This window comes from Acinetobacter sp. 70_2, from assembly GCF_056736115.1.
On the sequence record NZ_JBWZIP010000006.1, the window covers coordinates 18,949 to 33,879 of the forward strand.

Consider the following 14,931-nt stretch of genomic DNA (forward strand, 5'->3'; position numbering starts at 1 on the left):
AGATAGGAACAACTCGCCTAACAGGGCCGAGTGGGGTATCATTACTTCCGTTTTTAATCTGATTGAATACTAAGGTTGTGCATGAAACTGCTGGCGTTGGAAACTGCAAACGAGCAATGTTCCATTTCATTAATTGATGAAACCCAAGAACTATTTTTCCAACTCGATACGCGAGCGAAAGCACAAACTCAGACCATTCTGCCAATGATTGAGCAAGGGTTGCAACAAACCGAACTTGACGTAGCTGGTTTAGATGCAATTGCCTTTAGTCGAGGGCCAGGTTCTTTTAGTGGTGTTCGAATTAATGCTGCTGTTGCTCAGGCATTAGCTTGGTCACAAGATTTACCAGTGGTTCCAGTTTCTACGTTACAAGCTCTCGCACAGGCGGCTTACCGACTTGAAGGTTTAGAACAGGTGACTGCGGTACTCGATGCACGTATGAACGAAGTTTACATTGCAAGTTTTGTTCTAGATGAGCAAGGCATCATGCAGTGTATCGATGAAGAAAAATTAATGAACTACGAGCAAGCGGCTGCTTATGCAAAGCATTGCTTAATTGGTTCAGGTGCTAAGCTTCTTCAAGCCGATGCAGAGCATCAAACAATCACTGCCACTGCACAAGACATTGCTTCGATTGCACGTGTCTATGCCACGCAAAAGCAGTGGGTTGATGCAGAACATGCTTTACCGGTTTACTTGCGTGATGATGCGTGGAAAAAAATAGCGGATCAGGGTAAAGCAAAGTAAAGGCACTACTCATGCATATATATTTTGAAGTAGATTTTCAAGAGCAAGCACAGCACTACCAAGCTGTGCTTTGTTCTAGAGGTGTGACTGCCGATTTACAGCCGATTGAAAAGCTTAATGCTCGTTTTTTACGTTTAAACCCTGAACTGGCACTTTGTGTAGATGAAAACGGACTTTGGTTATCTGCAAATGGCATGAAAATGCAGCCTGACTGGAAAGCTGAAATTCTGCGTTTAAAACGTGCAAGTCTTAAATCAGAGATGATTGCTCGAGCTTGTCAGTTGGGTGAAAAACCAGTACTGGTTGATGCTACAGCAGGTTTAGGCCATGACAGCTTACTTATGGCGTATTTAGGTGCTCAAATTCAGCTTGTTGAACGCCATCCGATTTTATTTACTTTACTTGAAGATTCAAAAGCTCAGGCGGAACGTGATCCATTCTTAAGTCAATTTATAGATCGTATTCAACTGATCTTTGCTGACTCTGCAAGCTATTTACAGGAATTACATCAAGAAGCAAAAACGGTTGATGTAGTCTATCTTGACCCGATGTTCCCACAGCGCGACCAGAACCAACAAGCGATTAAAAAACAAGCCCAAGTCAAAAAGCAAATGCAGCTTTTGCATTTACTTTTACCAGAACATGGAGAAATGGATTTAGGCGATAATTTGCTTGAGTTGGCTCAGAAAGTTGCCAAGCGAGTGATTGTGAAACGTCCAAGACATGCTGTTTTTTTAGCAAATCAAGAGCCAGCCCATCAGTGGCAGGGGGATGCTTGTCGTTTTGATGCTTACTTTCAGTAAGCTTATGTAAGGTTAAGTTTTATTGCTTGAATAATGCACAAATATATGTGATATAGTTCAAAAGCATGATTGCTAAAATTCTTAGCAGGCATACACTTATGGTGCCTGACAAAAACGAAATTTTTGAAACCTTTTTATGATTGATCTCAAACCTTCCATTAACTTTTGGCATGATTTTAAAAGTAACCAGCTTGCCGGAATGTGGTTATTTTTGGGGTCAAGACGTTCCTTACAGATCGTACATCCCTCTATTCTTCAGCTTATTGTTTGGGGAATATTAGGCGGATGTACCAACTCGCTTTATAGCTGGCTTGTTGCCGGTCAAACGGGTGACTTTAACTCGCAAGGCTTAATTGGATACGCGCTCTGGCCTTTTATTGCGCTTATTGTTGGTATTTTTCTATCACAGCGTATTAATCAGCCGCGTCTAATGTTAGTTCCAGCTTTGCTTTGGCTGGTTCTAGATACCAATATTTTATTAATCCAATGTTTAATTCAATATTTGGGTTCTAACGGTTACCTCAACTTTATTCCCGATGCTATTTATAACGGTATTTTACCAAGCCTATTTGTGGCACTTTTTGTATGGCAAAGTTTAGCTGTCATTTGGGTTTTCTCACGTGAGCTCAAGTGGCCGTGGTGGGAGCGGGCATTGGTTATGGTTGCAACTATTGCGACCATGGTGGTCTGGCAGCTTTCTGTAAAAGATCAGCCTATTTGGAAAGTAGAAGACTCTCCACCTACGTTTGCCGAAGATGCTTTTTATGCACAAAGCAAGTTACTTCATGATGCCTTAGAACAGGTTCAATATGGTGAAGTGGCTAAAAGCCATTGGTATTTCTTGGGTGTGGCGGGCGATAGTTACCAAGACGTTTTCAAGTCGGAAGTGGTCCGTATTAAAGAACAATTCGATACACGTTTCGGTACAGTTGGGCGTTCAATGATGCTGGTCAATAACCCAGATACTCGAACTGAAATCCCGATTGCATCTAAAACCAGTATAGAGTTGGCTCTACGCCGTATGGGCCAACAAATGAACCGTGATAGTGATGTGCTGTTCTTATACATGACATCGCACGGTGAACAAAACCATTTTGAAATTGAAAATGCACCTCTAGATTTGGGGCAAGTCGATCCGAAATGGTTACGTGAAACACTCGATAAAGCTGGTATTCGTTGGCGTGTGATTGTCATTTCTGCTTGTTATTCAGGAAGTTTTATTCCTGCTTTACAGTCACCAGATACTTTAATTATTACTGCATCTGCGGCAGACAAAACCTCTTTTGGATGTAATAACGAAGCTGACTATACTTATTTTGGACGAGCTTTCTTTGACTTGGCAATGCGAGAGCAATCTTCAATGAAAGATTCGTTTAATGCTGCCAAGCAAACCGTGACCAAATGGGAAGTAGCTCAAGGTGTAGACCCTTCAGAGCCGCAATGGATGATTGGTAAGAATATGGAACTTATGCTACCTCAGTTGGAAAAATATCTTTTCCCGCAGCAAAGTACAGGTAGTGTAAATATTGCTCAAACACAAACAGAGGCTAAAAACGATGCAACTCCTGCAAAAAAACCGCTGCTTTGAAGGTGAGCAGCGTATCTACCAGTTGGATTCTCAATTATTAAAAGGGTCTACTAAGTTTGGTATCTATTTGCCACCTGCTGCATTAGAAGGTAAACCATGTTCTACATTGTTTTACTTGGCGGGTTTGACGTGTACTGAGGAAACCTTTGCCATTAAAGCACATGCACAGCATATGGCAGCTCAGCTTAGTCTTATATTGATTACGCCTGATACTTCACCTCGTGGTGAACAGGTAACAGCTGGTGACAATTGGGATCTAGGACAAGGTGCAGGTTTTTATATCAATGCTACGCAAGCGCCTTGGTCTGAACACTATCAGATGGAAAGCTATTTAATTGATGAGTTATATCCACTCATTTTAAAAAGTTTTCCAGTAAATGCTCAGCAAGTTGGTGTCTTTGGACATTCGATGGGCGGTCATGGTGCATTAACTTTGGCTTTTAAATATCCAGAGAAATTTAAGTCAGTCTCTGCTTTTGCACCGATCTGTGCACCAACTGATTGTGCATGGGGTGAAAAAGCATTTAGCCATTATTTAGGTGCAGATCGTGAGAGCTGGTTGGACCATGATGCCACAGCTTTAGTCTTAAAAAATGGTGCAGTTTTTAGCGAAATTTTGGTGGATCAGGGATTGGATGATCAATTTTATGAACAACTTCACCCTGAAAAATTTAAGCAAGCATGTTTAAAGGCAGGACAGCCTTTAACTTTAAGACAACATGCGGGCTATGATCATGGCTATTATTTTATCCAGACCTTTATGGATGAGCATTTGCAGTTTCATGCAATCCAGTTGGAAAAAGTCGCTGGCTAATAATTAGTGCTGCCATTCCACCTGAAATTCTTGTTGAGCCATACGGTTTAGATGATCAAGGACAACTTTTTCCAAGTGGTCATGGTCATCTAACTGGCTATCAATAGCAACATTTAATTGCTCTGTTTCTGGTGCAAGCGTAATGGTTGCTGTAGGCATTAAGATTTTAAAATCTTGCTCAGTTTCTTGTACTTCAAACTTATGTTTCCAATGATTAACTAGACGTTTTGCAATGCGTTTTCCATCGTTTGTTAATAGATGAGTCGTACTTTTCATTATCAATCCTCACATTGGTTTAATGTACCTTAACAAATTCGTTTGGCACTTGGCATTCTATAGTAGCAACGTTACGTTGCAAGTTTGAAATGTTGTCATTTAAACAAGGAAGGGCGGGCTAAGTAGGTTCTTTTTTGTTATAATTTCTAGCCTCTCCTTAAACTTCTAGCCAGGTCATCCACCTATGTCCAAGCCTTATTTGATTGCTCCTTCTATTTTATCTGCCGATTTTGCTCGTTTAGGCGAAGATGTAGACAAAGTGTTAGCTGCAGGTGCAGATGTAGTGCATTTTGACGTGATGGATAATCACTATGTTCCAAACTTAACTTTTGGTGCTGGTGTATGTAAGGCTCTAAAAAACTATGGTGTTAAAGCTCCAATTGATGTGCATTTAATGGTGTCTCCAGTTGACCGTATTATTGGTGATTTCCTAGAAGCAGGCGCTGATATTATTACTTTCCACCCAGAAGCATCTCACCACATTGATCGTTCATTACAGCTGATTAAGTCTGGTGGTGCTAAAGCAGGTTTAGTCTTTAACCCAGCAACGCCGTTACACCATTTAGATTATGTGCTTGATAAAGTTGACCAAATTTTAATAATGAGTGTAAACCCTGGCTTTGGTGGACAAAAGTTCATTCCAATGACTTTAGAAAAATTACGTGCAGCGCGCAAAATTATCGATGCAAGTGGCCGTGATATCCGTTTAGAAGTTGACGGTGGGGTTGGCCCAGCAAATATTCGTGAAATTGCAGAAGCGGGTGCAGATATGTTTGTTGCTGGTTCAGCAATTTTTGGTCAACCAGATTATAAAGTTGTGATTGATCAAATGCGTGCAGAGCTTGCTAAAGTAGGGGTGAAAGAGGCTTAACAGCTTTTTTGTGCTTGAATAAGATGAGATGTGCTTTTCGCCACTCACAGCATAGCTGTTCGTCTTGCACTCGGGCAGCGATACTTAATCGCTGCTACCCCTCGTTCATGTGGATAACTTTGTTTATAACTGTATGGATAACTGTGTTGATAACCGTATGGATAAGATGTTGGTAAAATAAACAAAATGAGATCAACCGTTTACTCTCTAAACAAAATATATGAAAAAAGAACGCTTTGGCGTTCTTTTTTTATGCGTATTGAATGTTTTATTGTCTGGTTTTTTATTAAGCTTTGCTAAAAAATAACCTGTGCAAAAAACGAGATGAGGCTGTATAAAACTTTTAAAAACTTATAGAGAGAAAACTATAAAAGTGTCATGAAAAGTAAAGCTAAATTTGCTTTAATAAGATTTTAGTAAGAGACCTAGATCATTAATGACAGTAAAAATTTTAGCGGTAGATATGGATGGGACTTTTCTTAATTCTAAGAAGCAGTACAACAAAGCACGTTTTTTAAAACAGTATGAACAATTAAAACAAAATAATATTCATTTTGTGGTGGCCAGCGGGAACCAACTCGCAAAGCTTGTGACCTATTTTCCAGAAATTAATCATGAAATAGCTTTTATTGCAGAAAATGGCGCGCATGTTGTAGATGCTGGACAAGAACTCGCTTTTGCCCATTTAAGCAAAGAACAATTTAGTAATATTCTAAAAGCGATTGACTCTGCGTATACCTCGACTATGGTGATCTGTGGGAAACAGAGTGCTTATGTGCATAGCAGCATGAACGCAGAGGACTACGCTAAAGTCGCTCGATATTTTGAGAAGCTGACAGTTATTGATGATTTTTATGCACTAGATGACTTGGTGTGTAAAATTACTTTTACTGCTCAGGAAAACGAAAGCTTTGCGATTTTTGAACATTTTCAGAAAAAAAGTTTTGTTGCAGATAAAGTATTAGTTCCCGTTTCAAGTGGTTTTGGTTTTATCGATTTAATTCTTCCTGATCAGCATAAAGCGCATGGTTTGAAGCTATTACTACAAAAATGGCAGATTGAGCCTAATGAAGTGGTGGCGATAGGTGACAACAATAATGATATCCAGATGATTAAAGCAGTCGGTTATGGTTTTGCTGTTGAAAATGCTGTTCAAGCTTTAAAAGCAGTAGCGCCTTATGCAACAGTAAGTAATGAACAAGAAGGTGCACTAGATGTGATTGATTTAGTCCTTCAGCATCAACCTCCGTTTGCTTAATGACCATAAAAACAATCAATTAAGATGTAAAATTGTATCTGTTTTAAAACTTGGTTATGCTTATATCCCATAGATAAATGGATTGCTCAAGGCAATAAATGATGACGCTGCAACACTTACGCAAGTATGCTTGGTTTGTGTTCCTAATGACTTTGGTCGTTGGGTGGAGTGGCGTGTCTGTTGCTCAGATGCCTATGCAGCATGATCTTCATACAATGCCATGCCATAGTAAACAAATGACACATCACACTATGCAGGGTCAAGCTGATGATCAAGCGATGTGTCATCAATCTATGGTTAAAGTTTCTCATCAACATGGTGAACACTGTCAAGACTGTAACCCAGTGCATTGTCAAATGGTGAATTTGGCTTTACAGCAAGCAGTACCAGATATTGACTCGCAATTCATTCCTATCTCGTCTCAATTTAGTAGTATTTATCAGGCTCAGCATTTAGCCGGATACTGGCAAGAAATTTTACGTCCTCCAAAAGCTTAATCCTTTCTTACTTATTTTTTTAGTTCAAAGGATTACAGCAATGTCTCATAAAACAATTAGCAGCCTCGTCGCTGTATTTGGTCTATTGGTTTCACCATGGACTCTCGCGGCAATTAAGGAATATCACCTTAATATTAATGAACAACAGGTCAATGTTACGGGCAAACCCCTTAAACGAATTACCGTAAATGGCAAGTTTACAGCACCAGTCCTTGAGTTTGAGGAAGGAGATGATGCGGTTATTCATGTTCATAACCAATTAAAGAATCAAGATACCTCTTTACATTGGCATGGCTTATTACTACCTGGGTTAATGGATGGTGTACCGGGTTTCAATGGTTTTAAAGGAATCGCACCAAACGGAGATTTTGTTTACCGCTTTAAGGTGAAACAAAACGGCACTTATTGGTATCACGCCCATAGCAAAGGCCAAGAGCAAGATGGTTTATATGGCCCGCTCGTGATTTATCCAAAAGGGAAAATACCAGTAGCTGCACATGAAAAAACTGATCGTGATTATGTGGTGATGCTTTCAGATTTTCATCATTCTTCTAGCGATAGCATTATGAAGAATTTGAAGAAATCTGCGGAGTATTATCAAAATCGCCGTGAAACCGTATCTGATGTTTTGAAGCAAGTTAAAACACAAGGCTTAAAAGCAACTTGGCAAGATCGTTCGATGTGGAATCAGATGCGGATGTTAAAAACCGATATGTCTGATGTGACGGGTTATACTTTCTTAGTTAATGGCAAGACACCACAGCAAAACTGGACAGGTAATTTTAAAGCTGGCGATAAGGTTCGATTACGATTTATTAACGCATCGGCAATGTCATTTTTTGATGTCAGAATTCCAAATTTGAAAATGACTGTTGTAAGTGCAGATGGGCAGCCAGTTAAACCAGTTGCAATTGACGAGTTTCGTATTGGTACAGCCGAAACCTACGATGTGATCGTAGAACCTAAACAGCCAAATTATCAGATTGAAGCAGAGTCTATTGACCGCAGTGGTTTCGCTATCGGTACTTTGCACAATGAAAATACGCAAGCTGTAGGGTCAATTCAAATGCCGCAGCCACGTCCTCGTTCTTTGCTAACCATGGATGATATGGGCATGAGTCATGGCAATGGGGTGAGTGATGAACATGCTGGCCATCAAATGAACATGCAACACGACATGTCGGCTATGCCTGAAATGAAAAAAGAAGAGAGCCAGACTAATCATGATCACACAATGATGAATATGAGCCATGACATGAAAAATATGTCATCTGAAAAACATGATCATTCTATGATGCAAATGAAGCATGACATGTCAGCGATGCCTGAAATGAAACATGATATGCAGGCAATGTCGTCTAGCAAACATGACCACGCTATGATGAATATGAAGCATGAGATGCCTGCGCAATCTGAGAATAAAACTAAAAAGGATGAACCCGTTTATGGCTGGGCAAATGCTTCAACACCAGCGGGTATGAAAGCGCTGCAATATAGCGATTTGCAATCTTTAACACCTCAGCCAGACACACGTGCGCCAGAACGAGAGCTTGTTATTCGTTTAGGCGGCAACATGGAGCGTTATATCTGGACCATTAATGGCAAGAAATTTAGCGAAGCTGAGCCATTGCAAGTTAAGTATGGCGAACGTATTCGCTTGAAGTTCGTGAATGACAGCATGATGGCTCATCCAATGCATTTACATGGCATGTTCATGCAATTGGAAAATGGTCAGCAAGCTGAAAACTTGCCAAATAAACATACCGTTATTGTTCCACCAGGAAAAACAGTTACTGCGTTATTAACAGCCGATGCTTTAGGAGAATGGGCGATTCATTGCCATCTGCTTTACCACATGAGTGCAGGGATGATGAATAAGTTGATTGTGGCTCAAGTGAATGATGGAGCAGTAGATGCATCTCAAGCACCTGTTCAATCTGAAAATGAAAAAGGAGCTAGTCATGCGCATCACTAAGTTATTTTCTCAAATGATATGTTGCGGTGTTTTCTCTGGTGTATCGGTTCTTGCTTTGGCACAAGAACCCTTAACGCATGATCATTTACGCGAACATGGTGGACAGATCTATCAAGCAACAAAAATTGATACTGGCTGGAGTCAGAATGAAGAAGGAAAAGGCAGTTTTTCTTCTGAATTAGAAAGTTGGGTGGGAACTGATGAAAATAAATTGTTCATTAAAGCCCATGTTGAAAAAGCTGAGTCGGAAGATGCTAATTACGGTGGTTCAGTACTTTACAGTCGAAATGTAGCTGATTATTGGGATGTACAGGCTGGGGTAAACTACGAGCGTTTACAACGGGAAGATGAAAAGCAAGATCGCTGGGCAGGTGTAGTCGGTTTGCATGGCATGGCACCTTACTTTTTTGAAACCGATGCATATCTTTATGTAGGTGAAGATCAGCTATGGAAGCTAAGTTTAGAAACGGAAAGAGACTTACTCTTTACCCAAAAGCTAATTGGTAAACCTTATTTAAAAGCAGATGTTGTTTTGCAAGATGAATCTCACTATGCAAGTAAAACAGGTTTATCAAGTTTACAAGCTGGTTTTCAAACCCGTTATGAAATCAACAAAAAGGTGATGCCATTTCTTGATGTGGGTTACGGCTATGAAAAAGGTTTAAAACAAACTGCTTGGCAAACTGGAACCGACTCTGAACATGGTTGGTATTATGGAGCAGGGTTAACACTTAAGTTCTAATTGCCGAACAAAAATTAAGCTTAATGACATGCCATTGGTTTATACTGATGGCATTGTTTTTTGTGTCAGTTATGGTGCACAGATGGCTTTAGAAAAACAAGAGAATCAAATACATTTAAATAAAACTAGCTCTAGCTGCGGGTGCTCAAGCATGCCGTCTCAGGAGTATTCTACATCTAGTGAAGCTGTGCCTAGAAAGAGCCAATGGGTGAGTTATTATCATATTCCTCACATGGATTGTGCAGCTGAAGAGCAAATGGTGCGGATGGCTTTGGCCTCTTACGCTGACGATATTCAAGAGCTTCATTTTGACTTACCAGCACGGCATTTGGCGATTTATCACAGTGTTCAAGCTGAAAAGATTACTCAAAGTCTGCAACGTTTAGGACTAGGGGCGGAATTACAACAAACGCAGCCACATTATGAGCCTGTTGAAAAACCTAAAAAGGTTCGAGCTAATTCTTCAACCAATGCAGCACAAAAGCAAGTTTTACAATGGTTGTTACTCATTAATGGCGTCATGTTTGTCATTGAGTTTATGGCAGGTATTATTGCTTCATCGACAGGATTAATCGCCGATTCACTCGATATGTTTGCCGATGCTGCAATTTATGGCATTGCTTTATTTGTGGTGGGTAAAAATCTAAATGCACAATTAAAGGCCGCTCATCTTTCAGGATGGTTCCAGTTTGGCTTAGCCATAATTGTGTTAATTGATGTGTTGCGCCGTTTTATTTACGGCAGTGAACCCGTTTCAATTCTCATGATTTTAATTGGTGGATTGGCTCTTGCAGCCAATATTAGTTGCCTTTATTTAATGAGAGACCATAAAGAGAGTGGGGCACATATGAAGGCGAGTTATATCTTTTCTGCAAATGATGTCATCGTAAACTTAGGTGTCATTGTTGCGGGAGTATTAGTTGCCATTACAGGTTCTCCTTATCCTGATTTAATGGTTGGATTAATTATTGTTTTGTTTGTCTTAAATGGCGCACGAAAAATTTTACAGTTAAAAAACGAATAATATTTTCTAAGATAGGTAAGCTTTAGATAGGGTTTGCCTTCATTTTTTATTTTAAAGTAAACTGAGTCCTCACATAAAGGAGGAACGACCTCCCCCATATTGGGTAATCATGTCGGGACGACCTGACACTATAAAAATTAGTGAATGTTATGGCTTGGGCTATTTTAATTTTAGCAGGTGTATTTGAAATCATTTGGGCATATTCTATGAAAATGTCCGAAGGTTTTACACGTTTAACCCCTAGTATTATTACCGTAGTTTTTATGATTTTGAGCGTAATTCTACTTTCAATTTCAATGAAGACTTTACCCCTTGGCACTGCCTATACGGTTTGGACAGGAATTGGCGCAATTGGGTCATTTCTTGTAGGTATATTTTTTCTTCATGAGCCTGTTGGCGCTATGCGAATGATTGCCGCTGTATTGATTGTGTCAGGTTTGGTTTTAATGAAAATTTCATCGCCTTCCTAAGAGAATAAAACTATGTTGCTGTCTTATAAGTATATCAATTCGCCTGTTGGGCAATTAAAGCTGGTTGCGAATGAAAATGCTTTGGTGGCAATACTCTGGGACAATGAAAATCCAAAACGTGTTCGACTGGCCGAGCTGGTCGAACAACTTGAACATCCAGTTTTATTAAATACCGAACAACAATTAAAAGAATATTTTGAAGGTAAACGCCGCGAGTTTACATTGCCACTCGATTTCGAAGGAACCGCATTTCAAAAGCAGGTCTGGTCTGCTTTACTGACCATACCATATGGTGAAACAAGAAGTTATAAAGATATTGCTGTTCAAATTGGCAATGAAAAAGCGGTGAGAGCAGTTGGCGCTGCAAATGGCAAAAACCCGATTTCAATTATTGCACCTTGTCATCGTGTCATTGGTGCGGGCGGTGCTTTAGTTGGTTTTGCTGGTGGGCTTGATAAGAAAGATATTTTATTAAAACTAGAGCAACAATGAGCCGTTTTTGCGCTCGATTTTTTTAGACTTTTCTACTAAGCTGTCCTCTATGATATTTCATGAAGAAAGTGCTTCATGGCATCGCTTTTTTTGAAATATTGATCTTATTCAACAAACTTTGGATGTTCTAAAAATGGCTGTCGGTGACGTAACAATGCCACAAATGCATGTGGTAAAAGGTGTAAAAATTGGCTCAACAGAAGCATATGTACGTTACCAAAACCGACGAGATTTAGTCATTTTTGAGTTTGCAGAAGGTTCAAATGTTGCTGGTGTATTTACTCAAAATGCATTTTGTGCAGCGCCTGTTCATGTCTCTAAAGCTCATCTTGCCGAAGGTAATCCGCGCTATTTAGTAATTAACACTGGTAATGCCAATGCAGGTACTGGACCTACAGGTTTGAAAAATGCTCAGGATACTTGCACGAAGTTAGCGGAGCTTGCAGGAGTTAACAGTTTTGAAGTACTTCCGTTTTCTACGGGTGTGATTGGTGAGCAGCTTCCGATGGAGCGCTTAATTGCCGGTCTTCAGCCTGCGTTAAATACCCTGCAAGACGCGGCTTGGAATGATGCTGCATCTGGCATTATGACCACAGACACCGTACCTAAAGGCGCATCTGAACAATTTGAGCTTGATGGCATTACTTATACCATGACAGGTATTAGTAAAGGCGCTGGAATGATCCGCCCGAACATGGCAACCATGTTAAGTTTTGTGGCAACAGATGCACCTATTAGCCGTGATTTAGTACAAAAGCTATTAAAGACCACGGTTGAGCATTCATTTAACCGTATTACGATTGATGGCGATACCTCAACAAATGACTCTTGTATTTTTGTAGCAACAGGTCAGGCGGGTGGCGCTGAAATTACATCAGATAGTGATGCACGCTACACTAAAGTGTTAGAAGTACTTGCTCGTGTAATGAATCGATTAGCACAGTTAATTGTTCGTGATGGTGAAGGCGCGACGAAGTTTATTACTGTGGCTGTAGAGGGTGGCGGTAACATTCAGGAGTGTTGTGACATTGCTTATAGCATTGCGCATTCACCACTCGTTAAAACTGCACTTTTTGCATCGGACCCGAACTGGGGACGTATTTTAGCTGCGATTGGCTATGCAGGAGTTAAAGACCTAGACGTGTCTAAAATTCAAGTGTGGTTAGACGACGTACAAATCTGTAAAGATGGCGGCGCAGCTGAGGACTATACCGAAGAAGCGGGCGCGCGCGTTATGTCTCAAACCGAAATCACCATTCGTGTTGATTTAGGACGTGGTCAGGCCAAAGACACGGTATATACCTGTGACTTATCTTACGACTATGTCAAAATTAATGCTGATTACCGTTCTTAAATATCAGTTATAATCAAGCCTCGACAAAGAGGCTTTTTTATTAGCCCCAACTTTTGATATTAAATGATTCAATCCGTAAATCATTTAAGCAGTAACGTTATATGCGAGCAGGTATGCCAGCATGAAGGATAGAGAAGACGTTTTATGAGTGATGCGACTTTAATTGCCAACGATGCAAAAAACATTGTACAAGCGCATTTAGACCGTTTAGGTGAGCCAAAAGACAATCGCTTAAGTGAAGAAGCAAAACAACAAAAGTTTGCACAGATCGAAGCAGAGCTCAAAAAACGTGATGCTGTCCTTGTTGCTCATTACTATTGCGACCCTGAAGTACAGGAGCTTGCCGAAAAAACAGGTGGATGCGTTTCTGACTCTTTAGAAATGGCCCGTTTCGGACGAGATCATGCTGCCTCAACACTCGTTGTGGCTGGTGTAAAGTTTATGGGAGAAACAGCAAAAATTCTGTCTCCTGAAAAAACAATTTTGATGCCGACACTTGAGGCAACCTGTTCACTCGATTTGGGCTGTCCTGTCGATGAGTTCACAGCATTTTGTGATCAGCACCCTGACCACACCGTAGTTGTTTATGCCAACACATCGGCTGCTGTTAAAGCACGTGCAGATTGGGTGGTGACCTCAAGCTGTGCTGTAGAAATTGTTGAACACCTAGATAGCTTGGGTGAAAAAATTATTTGGGCACCAGATCAGCACTTAGGTCGTTATATTCAAAAGAAAACCGGTGCTGATATGTTGCTTTGGGATGGTGCATGTATTGTGCATGAAGAATTCCGTGCACGTGGCATTGCCAACATGAAAGCACTGTACCCAGATGCGGCTGTATTGGTACATCCAGAGTCACCAGAGTCAGTTGTAGACATTGCAGATGCGGTAGGTAGTACTTCTCAACTTATTAAAGCTGCGCAGACTTTGCCACATGAAAGACTTATTGTGGCAACTGACCGTGGTATTTTCTACAAAATGCAGCAAGCTGTACCAAATAAGATTTTAGTTGAGGCGCCAACAGCAGGTGAGGGTGCAACTTGTCGTTCATGTGCACACTGTCCGTGGATGGCAATGAATGAACTCGATGGAATTTTAGAAGTTTTACAAAAAGGTGATCAGGAAATACACGTCGAACCAGCGCTTGCTGAACGTGCCAAAATGCCTTTAGATCGAATGTTAGCCTTTAGTGCATCGTTAAAGCGTTAAAAAACCTCAAAATGCTTGTTAAATATACATTTGATAAGGATTTTTAACTTTTTTTGACAATAGGTGTTGACGTCTGAGGGCGTCGCGCCTAGAATGCACACCGTACCGCACGATGTGCGATACAGCAAAAGCTGAGATAGATCGGAGCATAGCACAGCCTGGTAGTGCACCTGGTTTGGGACCAGGGGGTCGTAGGTTCGAATCCTACTGCTCCGACCACTTAAAATAATATTTTAAGATCGGCGAAGTATCGCATGATAAGCATCATCGGTTAAGCGCCTGTAGCTCAGTTGGATAGAGCATCCGCCTTCTAAGCGGATGGTCACAGGTTCGAATCCTGTCAGGCGCGCCACTCGGTAGCTTGGTACATAGAACTATTTGATGGTGGATGTAGCTCAGTTGGTAGAGCCCTGGATTGTGATTCCAGTTGTCGCGGGTTCGAATCCCGTCATTCACCCCAATTTCGGAGCATAGCACAGCCTGGTAGTGCACCTGGTTTGGGACCAGGGGGTCGTAGGTTCGAATCCTACTGCTCCGACCATATTTAAAAGCGTTTAAGCTTTCTAAAATATCCCATATATTAAAATCATTTCTTCTTATCTTATAGATAGAAGGAATTTTTTTGTTTTCTATAATAAAATTTTAATTCCAAATTGCTCCAATATCTGAACTTATTTATATAAGCTCTGTTCTCTGTTCTCTGTTCTCTGTTCTCTGTTCTCTGTTCTCTGTTCTCTGTTCTCTGTTCTCTGTTCTCTGTTCTCTGTTCTCTGTTCTCTGTTCTCTGTTCTCTGTTCTCTGTTCTCTGTTC

At 40.6% G+C, this 14,931-nt stretch carries 15 protein-coding genes, 4 tRNA genes and 1 pseudogene; 18 read left to right on the top strand and 2 right to left on the bottom strand.

The annotated features are described in order from the left end of the window. Positions 1 to 81: 81 nt before the first annotated feature. The 4 genes from tsaB to fghA all read left to right on the top strand — a co-directional run bounded on the left by tsaB (position 82) and on the right by fghA (position 3,952). Complete coding sequence (gene tsaB, locus AC1PJ9_RS03415; RefSeq protein WP_002050333.1) at positions 82 to 747, top strand: tRNA (adenosine(37)-N6)-threonylcarbamoyltransferase complex dimerization subunit type 1 TsaB; 666 nt, start codon at positions 82 to 84, stop codon at positions 745 to 747. An 11-nt stretch (positions 748 to 758) separates the two neighbouring features. Continuing rightward, on the top strand, positions 759 to 1,550 hold the full coding sequence (locus AC1PJ9_RS03420) for a class I SAM-dependent methyltransferase (RefSeq protein WP_311086366.1): 792 nt from the start codon (positions 759 to 761) through the stop codon (positions 1,548 to 1,550). A gap of 136 nt (positions 1,551 to 1,686) precedes the next feature. After that, positions 1,687 to 3,138, top strand: coding sequence for a C13 family peptidase (locus AC1PJ9_RS03425; protein WP_002050332.1), 1,452 nt, complete (start codon positions 1,687 to 1,689; stop codon positions 3,136 to 3,138). Then, a complete protein-coding gene (gene fghA, locus AC1PJ9_RS03430; RefSeq protein ID WP_002050446.1) occupies positions 3,107 to 3,952 on the top strand; it encodes an S-formylglutathione hydrolase in 846 nt (281 codons plus the stop codon). Before AC1PJ9_RS03425 ends, fghA begins: the two co-directional genes overlap by 32 nt. Positions 3,953 to 3,955: 3 nt before the next feature. Here fghA and AC1PJ9_RS03435 read toward each other — a convergent pair whose 3' ends face one another. After that, entirely contained in the window at positions 3,956 to 4,228 is a 273-nt protein-coding gene (locus AC1PJ9_RS03435) for a DUF2218 domain-containing protein (RefSeq protein WP_000843452.1), read from the bottom strand. A gap of 184 nt (positions 4,229 to 4,412) precedes the next feature. Here AC1PJ9_RS03435 and rpe point away from each other — a divergent pair, with 184 nt between their 5' ends. The 14 genes from rpe to AC1PJ9_RS03505 all read left to right on the top strand — a co-directional run bounded on the left by rpe (position 4,413) and on the right by AC1PJ9_RS03505 (position 14,661). Next, entirely contained in the window at positions 4,413 to 5,099 is a 687-nt protein-coding gene (gene rpe / locus AC1PJ9_RS03440) for a ribulose-phosphate 3-epimerase (RefSeq protein WP_311086367.1), read from the top strand. A 436-nt stretch (positions 5,100 to 5,535) separates the two neighbouring features. Continuing rightward, the gene (locus AC1PJ9_RS03445; RefSeq protein WP_311086368.1) at positions 5,536 to 6,357 is read left to right on the top strand and encodes a Cof-type HAD-IIB family hydrolase; all 822 of its coding nucleotides are present in this window, start codon (positions 5,536 to 5,538) and stop codon (positions 6,355 to 6,357) included. Positions 6,358 to 6,458: 101 nt separating this feature from the next. After that, on the top strand, positions 6,459 to 6,854 hold the full coding sequence (locus AC1PJ9_RS03450) for a hypothetical protein (RefSeq protein ID WP_311086374.1): 396 nt from the start codon (positions 6,459 to 6,461) through the stop codon (positions 6,852 to 6,854). 40 nt (positions 6,855 to 6,894) lie between these two features. Next, complete coding sequence (locus AC1PJ9_RS03455; protein ID WP_311086369.1) at positions 6,895 to 8,829, top strand: copper resistance system multicopper oxidase; 1,935 nt, start codon at positions 6,895 to 6,897, stop codon at positions 8,827 to 8,829. Continuing rightward, positions 8,816 to 9,571 (top strand): copper resistance protein B, encoded by a 756-nt coding sequence (locus AC1PJ9_RS03460; protein ID WP_005302874.1) that lies wholly within the window; start codon positions 8,816 to 8,818, stop codon positions 9,569 to 9,571. The genes AC1PJ9_RS03455 and AC1PJ9_RS03460 overlap by 14 nt, the downstream gene beginning before the upstream one ends. A 28-nt stretch (positions 9,572 to 9,599) precedes the next feature. Further along, positions 9,600 to 10,595 carry a cation efflux transmembrane domain-containing protein gene (locus tag AC1PJ9_RS03465; protein WP_311086370.1) on the top strand — a complete coding sequence of 332 codons (996 nt, stop codon included), beginning with the start codon at positions 9,600 to 9,602 and terminating at the stop codon, positions 10,593 to 10,595. Between the two features lie 149 nt (positions 10,596 to 10,744). Continuing rightward, positions 10,745 to 11,065, top strand: a complete 321-nt coding sequence (locus AC1PJ9_RS03470) for a DMT family transporter (protein ID WP_033848158.1) — start codon at positions 10,745 to 10,747, stop codon at positions 11,063 to 11,065. A gap of 12 nt (positions 11,066 to 11,077) precedes the next feature. Continuing rightward, entirely contained in the window at positions 11,078 to 11,557 is a 480-nt protein-coding gene (locus AC1PJ9_RS03475) for a methylated-DNA--[protein]-cysteine S-methyltransferase (protein WP_311086371.1), read from the top strand. 133 nt (positions 11,558 to 11,690) lie between these two features. Continuing rightward, complete coding sequence (gene argJ, locus AC1PJ9_RS03480; protein WP_311086372.1) at positions 11,691 to 12,911, top strand: bifunctional glutamate N-acetyltransferase/amino-acid acetyltransferase ArgJ; 1,221 nt, start codon at positions 11,691 to 11,693, stop codon at positions 12,909 to 12,911. Between the two features lie 144 nt (positions 12,912 to 13,055). Beyond that, positions 13,056 to 14,120, top strand: a complete 1,065-nt coding sequence (gene nadA, locus AC1PJ9_RS03485) for a quinolinate synthase NadA (protein WP_311086373.1) — start codon at positions 13,056 to 13,058, stop codon at positions 14,118 to 14,120. Between the two features lie 142 nt (positions 14,121 to 14,262). Further along, a tRNA-Pro gene (locus tag AC1PJ9_RS03490) sits at positions 14,263 to 14,339 on the top strand. 56 nt (positions 14,340 to 14,395) lie between these two features. Then, positions 14,396 to 14,472: transfer RNA gene (locus AC1PJ9_RS03495), tRNA-Arg, on the top strand. Positions 14,473 to 14,504: 32 nt separating this feature from the next. Next, a tRNA-His gene (locus AC1PJ9_RS03500) sits at positions 14,505 to 14,580 on the top strand. Positions 14,581 to 14,584: 4 nt separating this feature from the next. Further along, positions 14,585 to 14,661: transfer RNA gene (locus AC1PJ9_RS03505), tRNA-Pro, on the top strand. 60 nt (positions 14,662 to 14,721) lie between these two features. Here AC1PJ9_RS03505 and AC1PJ9_RS03510 read toward each other — a convergent pair. Then, positions 14,722 to 14,931 (bottom strand): annotated as a pseudogene (locus tag AC1PJ9_RS03510) (hypothetical protein); the annotation flags it as partial.

Excerpts from the sequence above, each read along its gene's own strand:
- tsaB (WP_002050333.1), top strand. The coding sequence starts at position 82 with ATGAAACTGCTGGCGTTGGAAACTGCAAACGAGCAATGTTCCATTTCA.
- AC1PJ9_RS03420 (WP_311086366.1), top strand. The coding sequence starts at position 759 with ATGCATATATATTTTGAAGTAGATTTTCAAGAGCAAGCACAGCACTAC.
- AC1PJ9_RS03425 (WP_002050332.1), top strand. The coding sequence starts at position 1,687 with ATGATTGATCTCAAACCTTCCATTAACTTTTGGCATGATTTTAAAAGT.
- fghA (WP_002050446.1), top strand. The coding sequence starts at position 3,107 with ATGCAACTCCTGCAAAAAAACCGCTGCTTTGAAGGTGAGCAGCGTATC.
- AC1PJ9_RS03435 (WP_000843452.1), bottom strand. The coding sequence starts at position 4,228 with ATGAAAAGTACGACTCATCTATTAACAAACGATGGAAAACGCATTGCA.
- rpe (WP_311086367.1), top strand. The coding sequence starts at position 4,413 with ATGTCCAAGCCTTATTTGATTGCTCCTTCTATTTTATCTGCCGATTTT.
- AC1PJ9_RS03445 (WP_311086368.1), top strand. The coding sequence starts at position 5,536 with ATGACAGTAAAAATTTTAGCGGTAGATATGGATGGGACTTTTCTTAAT.
- AC1PJ9_RS03450 (WP_311086374.1), top strand. The coding sequence starts at position 6,459 with ATGACGCTGCAACACTTACGCAAGTATGCTTGGTTTGTGTTCCTAATG.
- AC1PJ9_RS03455 (WP_311086369.1), top strand. The coding sequence starts at position 6,895 with ATGTCTCATAAAACAATTAGCAGCCTCGTCGCTGTATTTGGTCTATTG.
- AC1PJ9_RS03460 (WP_005302874.1), top strand. The coding sequence starts at position 8,816 with ATGCGCATCACTAAGTTATTTTCTCAAATGATATGTTGCGGTGTTTTC.
- AC1PJ9_RS03465 (WP_311086370.1), top strand. The coding sequence starts at position 9,600 with ATGCCATTGGTTTATACTGATGGCATTGTTTTTTGTGTCAGTTATGGT.
- AC1PJ9_RS03470 (WP_033848158.1), top strand. The coding sequence starts at position 10,745 with ATGGCTTGGGCTATTTTAATTTTAGCAGGTGTATTTGAAATCATTTGG.
- AC1PJ9_RS03475 (WP_311086371.1), top strand. The coding sequence starts at position 11,078 with ATGTTGCTGTCTTATAAGTATATCAATTCGCCTGTTGGGCAATTAAAG.
- argJ (WP_311086372.1), top strand. The coding sequence starts at position 11,691 with ATGGCTGTCGGTGACGTAACAATGCCACAAATGCATGTGGTAAAAGGT.
- nadA (WP_311086373.1), top strand. The coding sequence starts at position 13,056 with ATGAGTGATGCGACTTTAATTGCCAACGATGCAAAAAACATTGTACAA.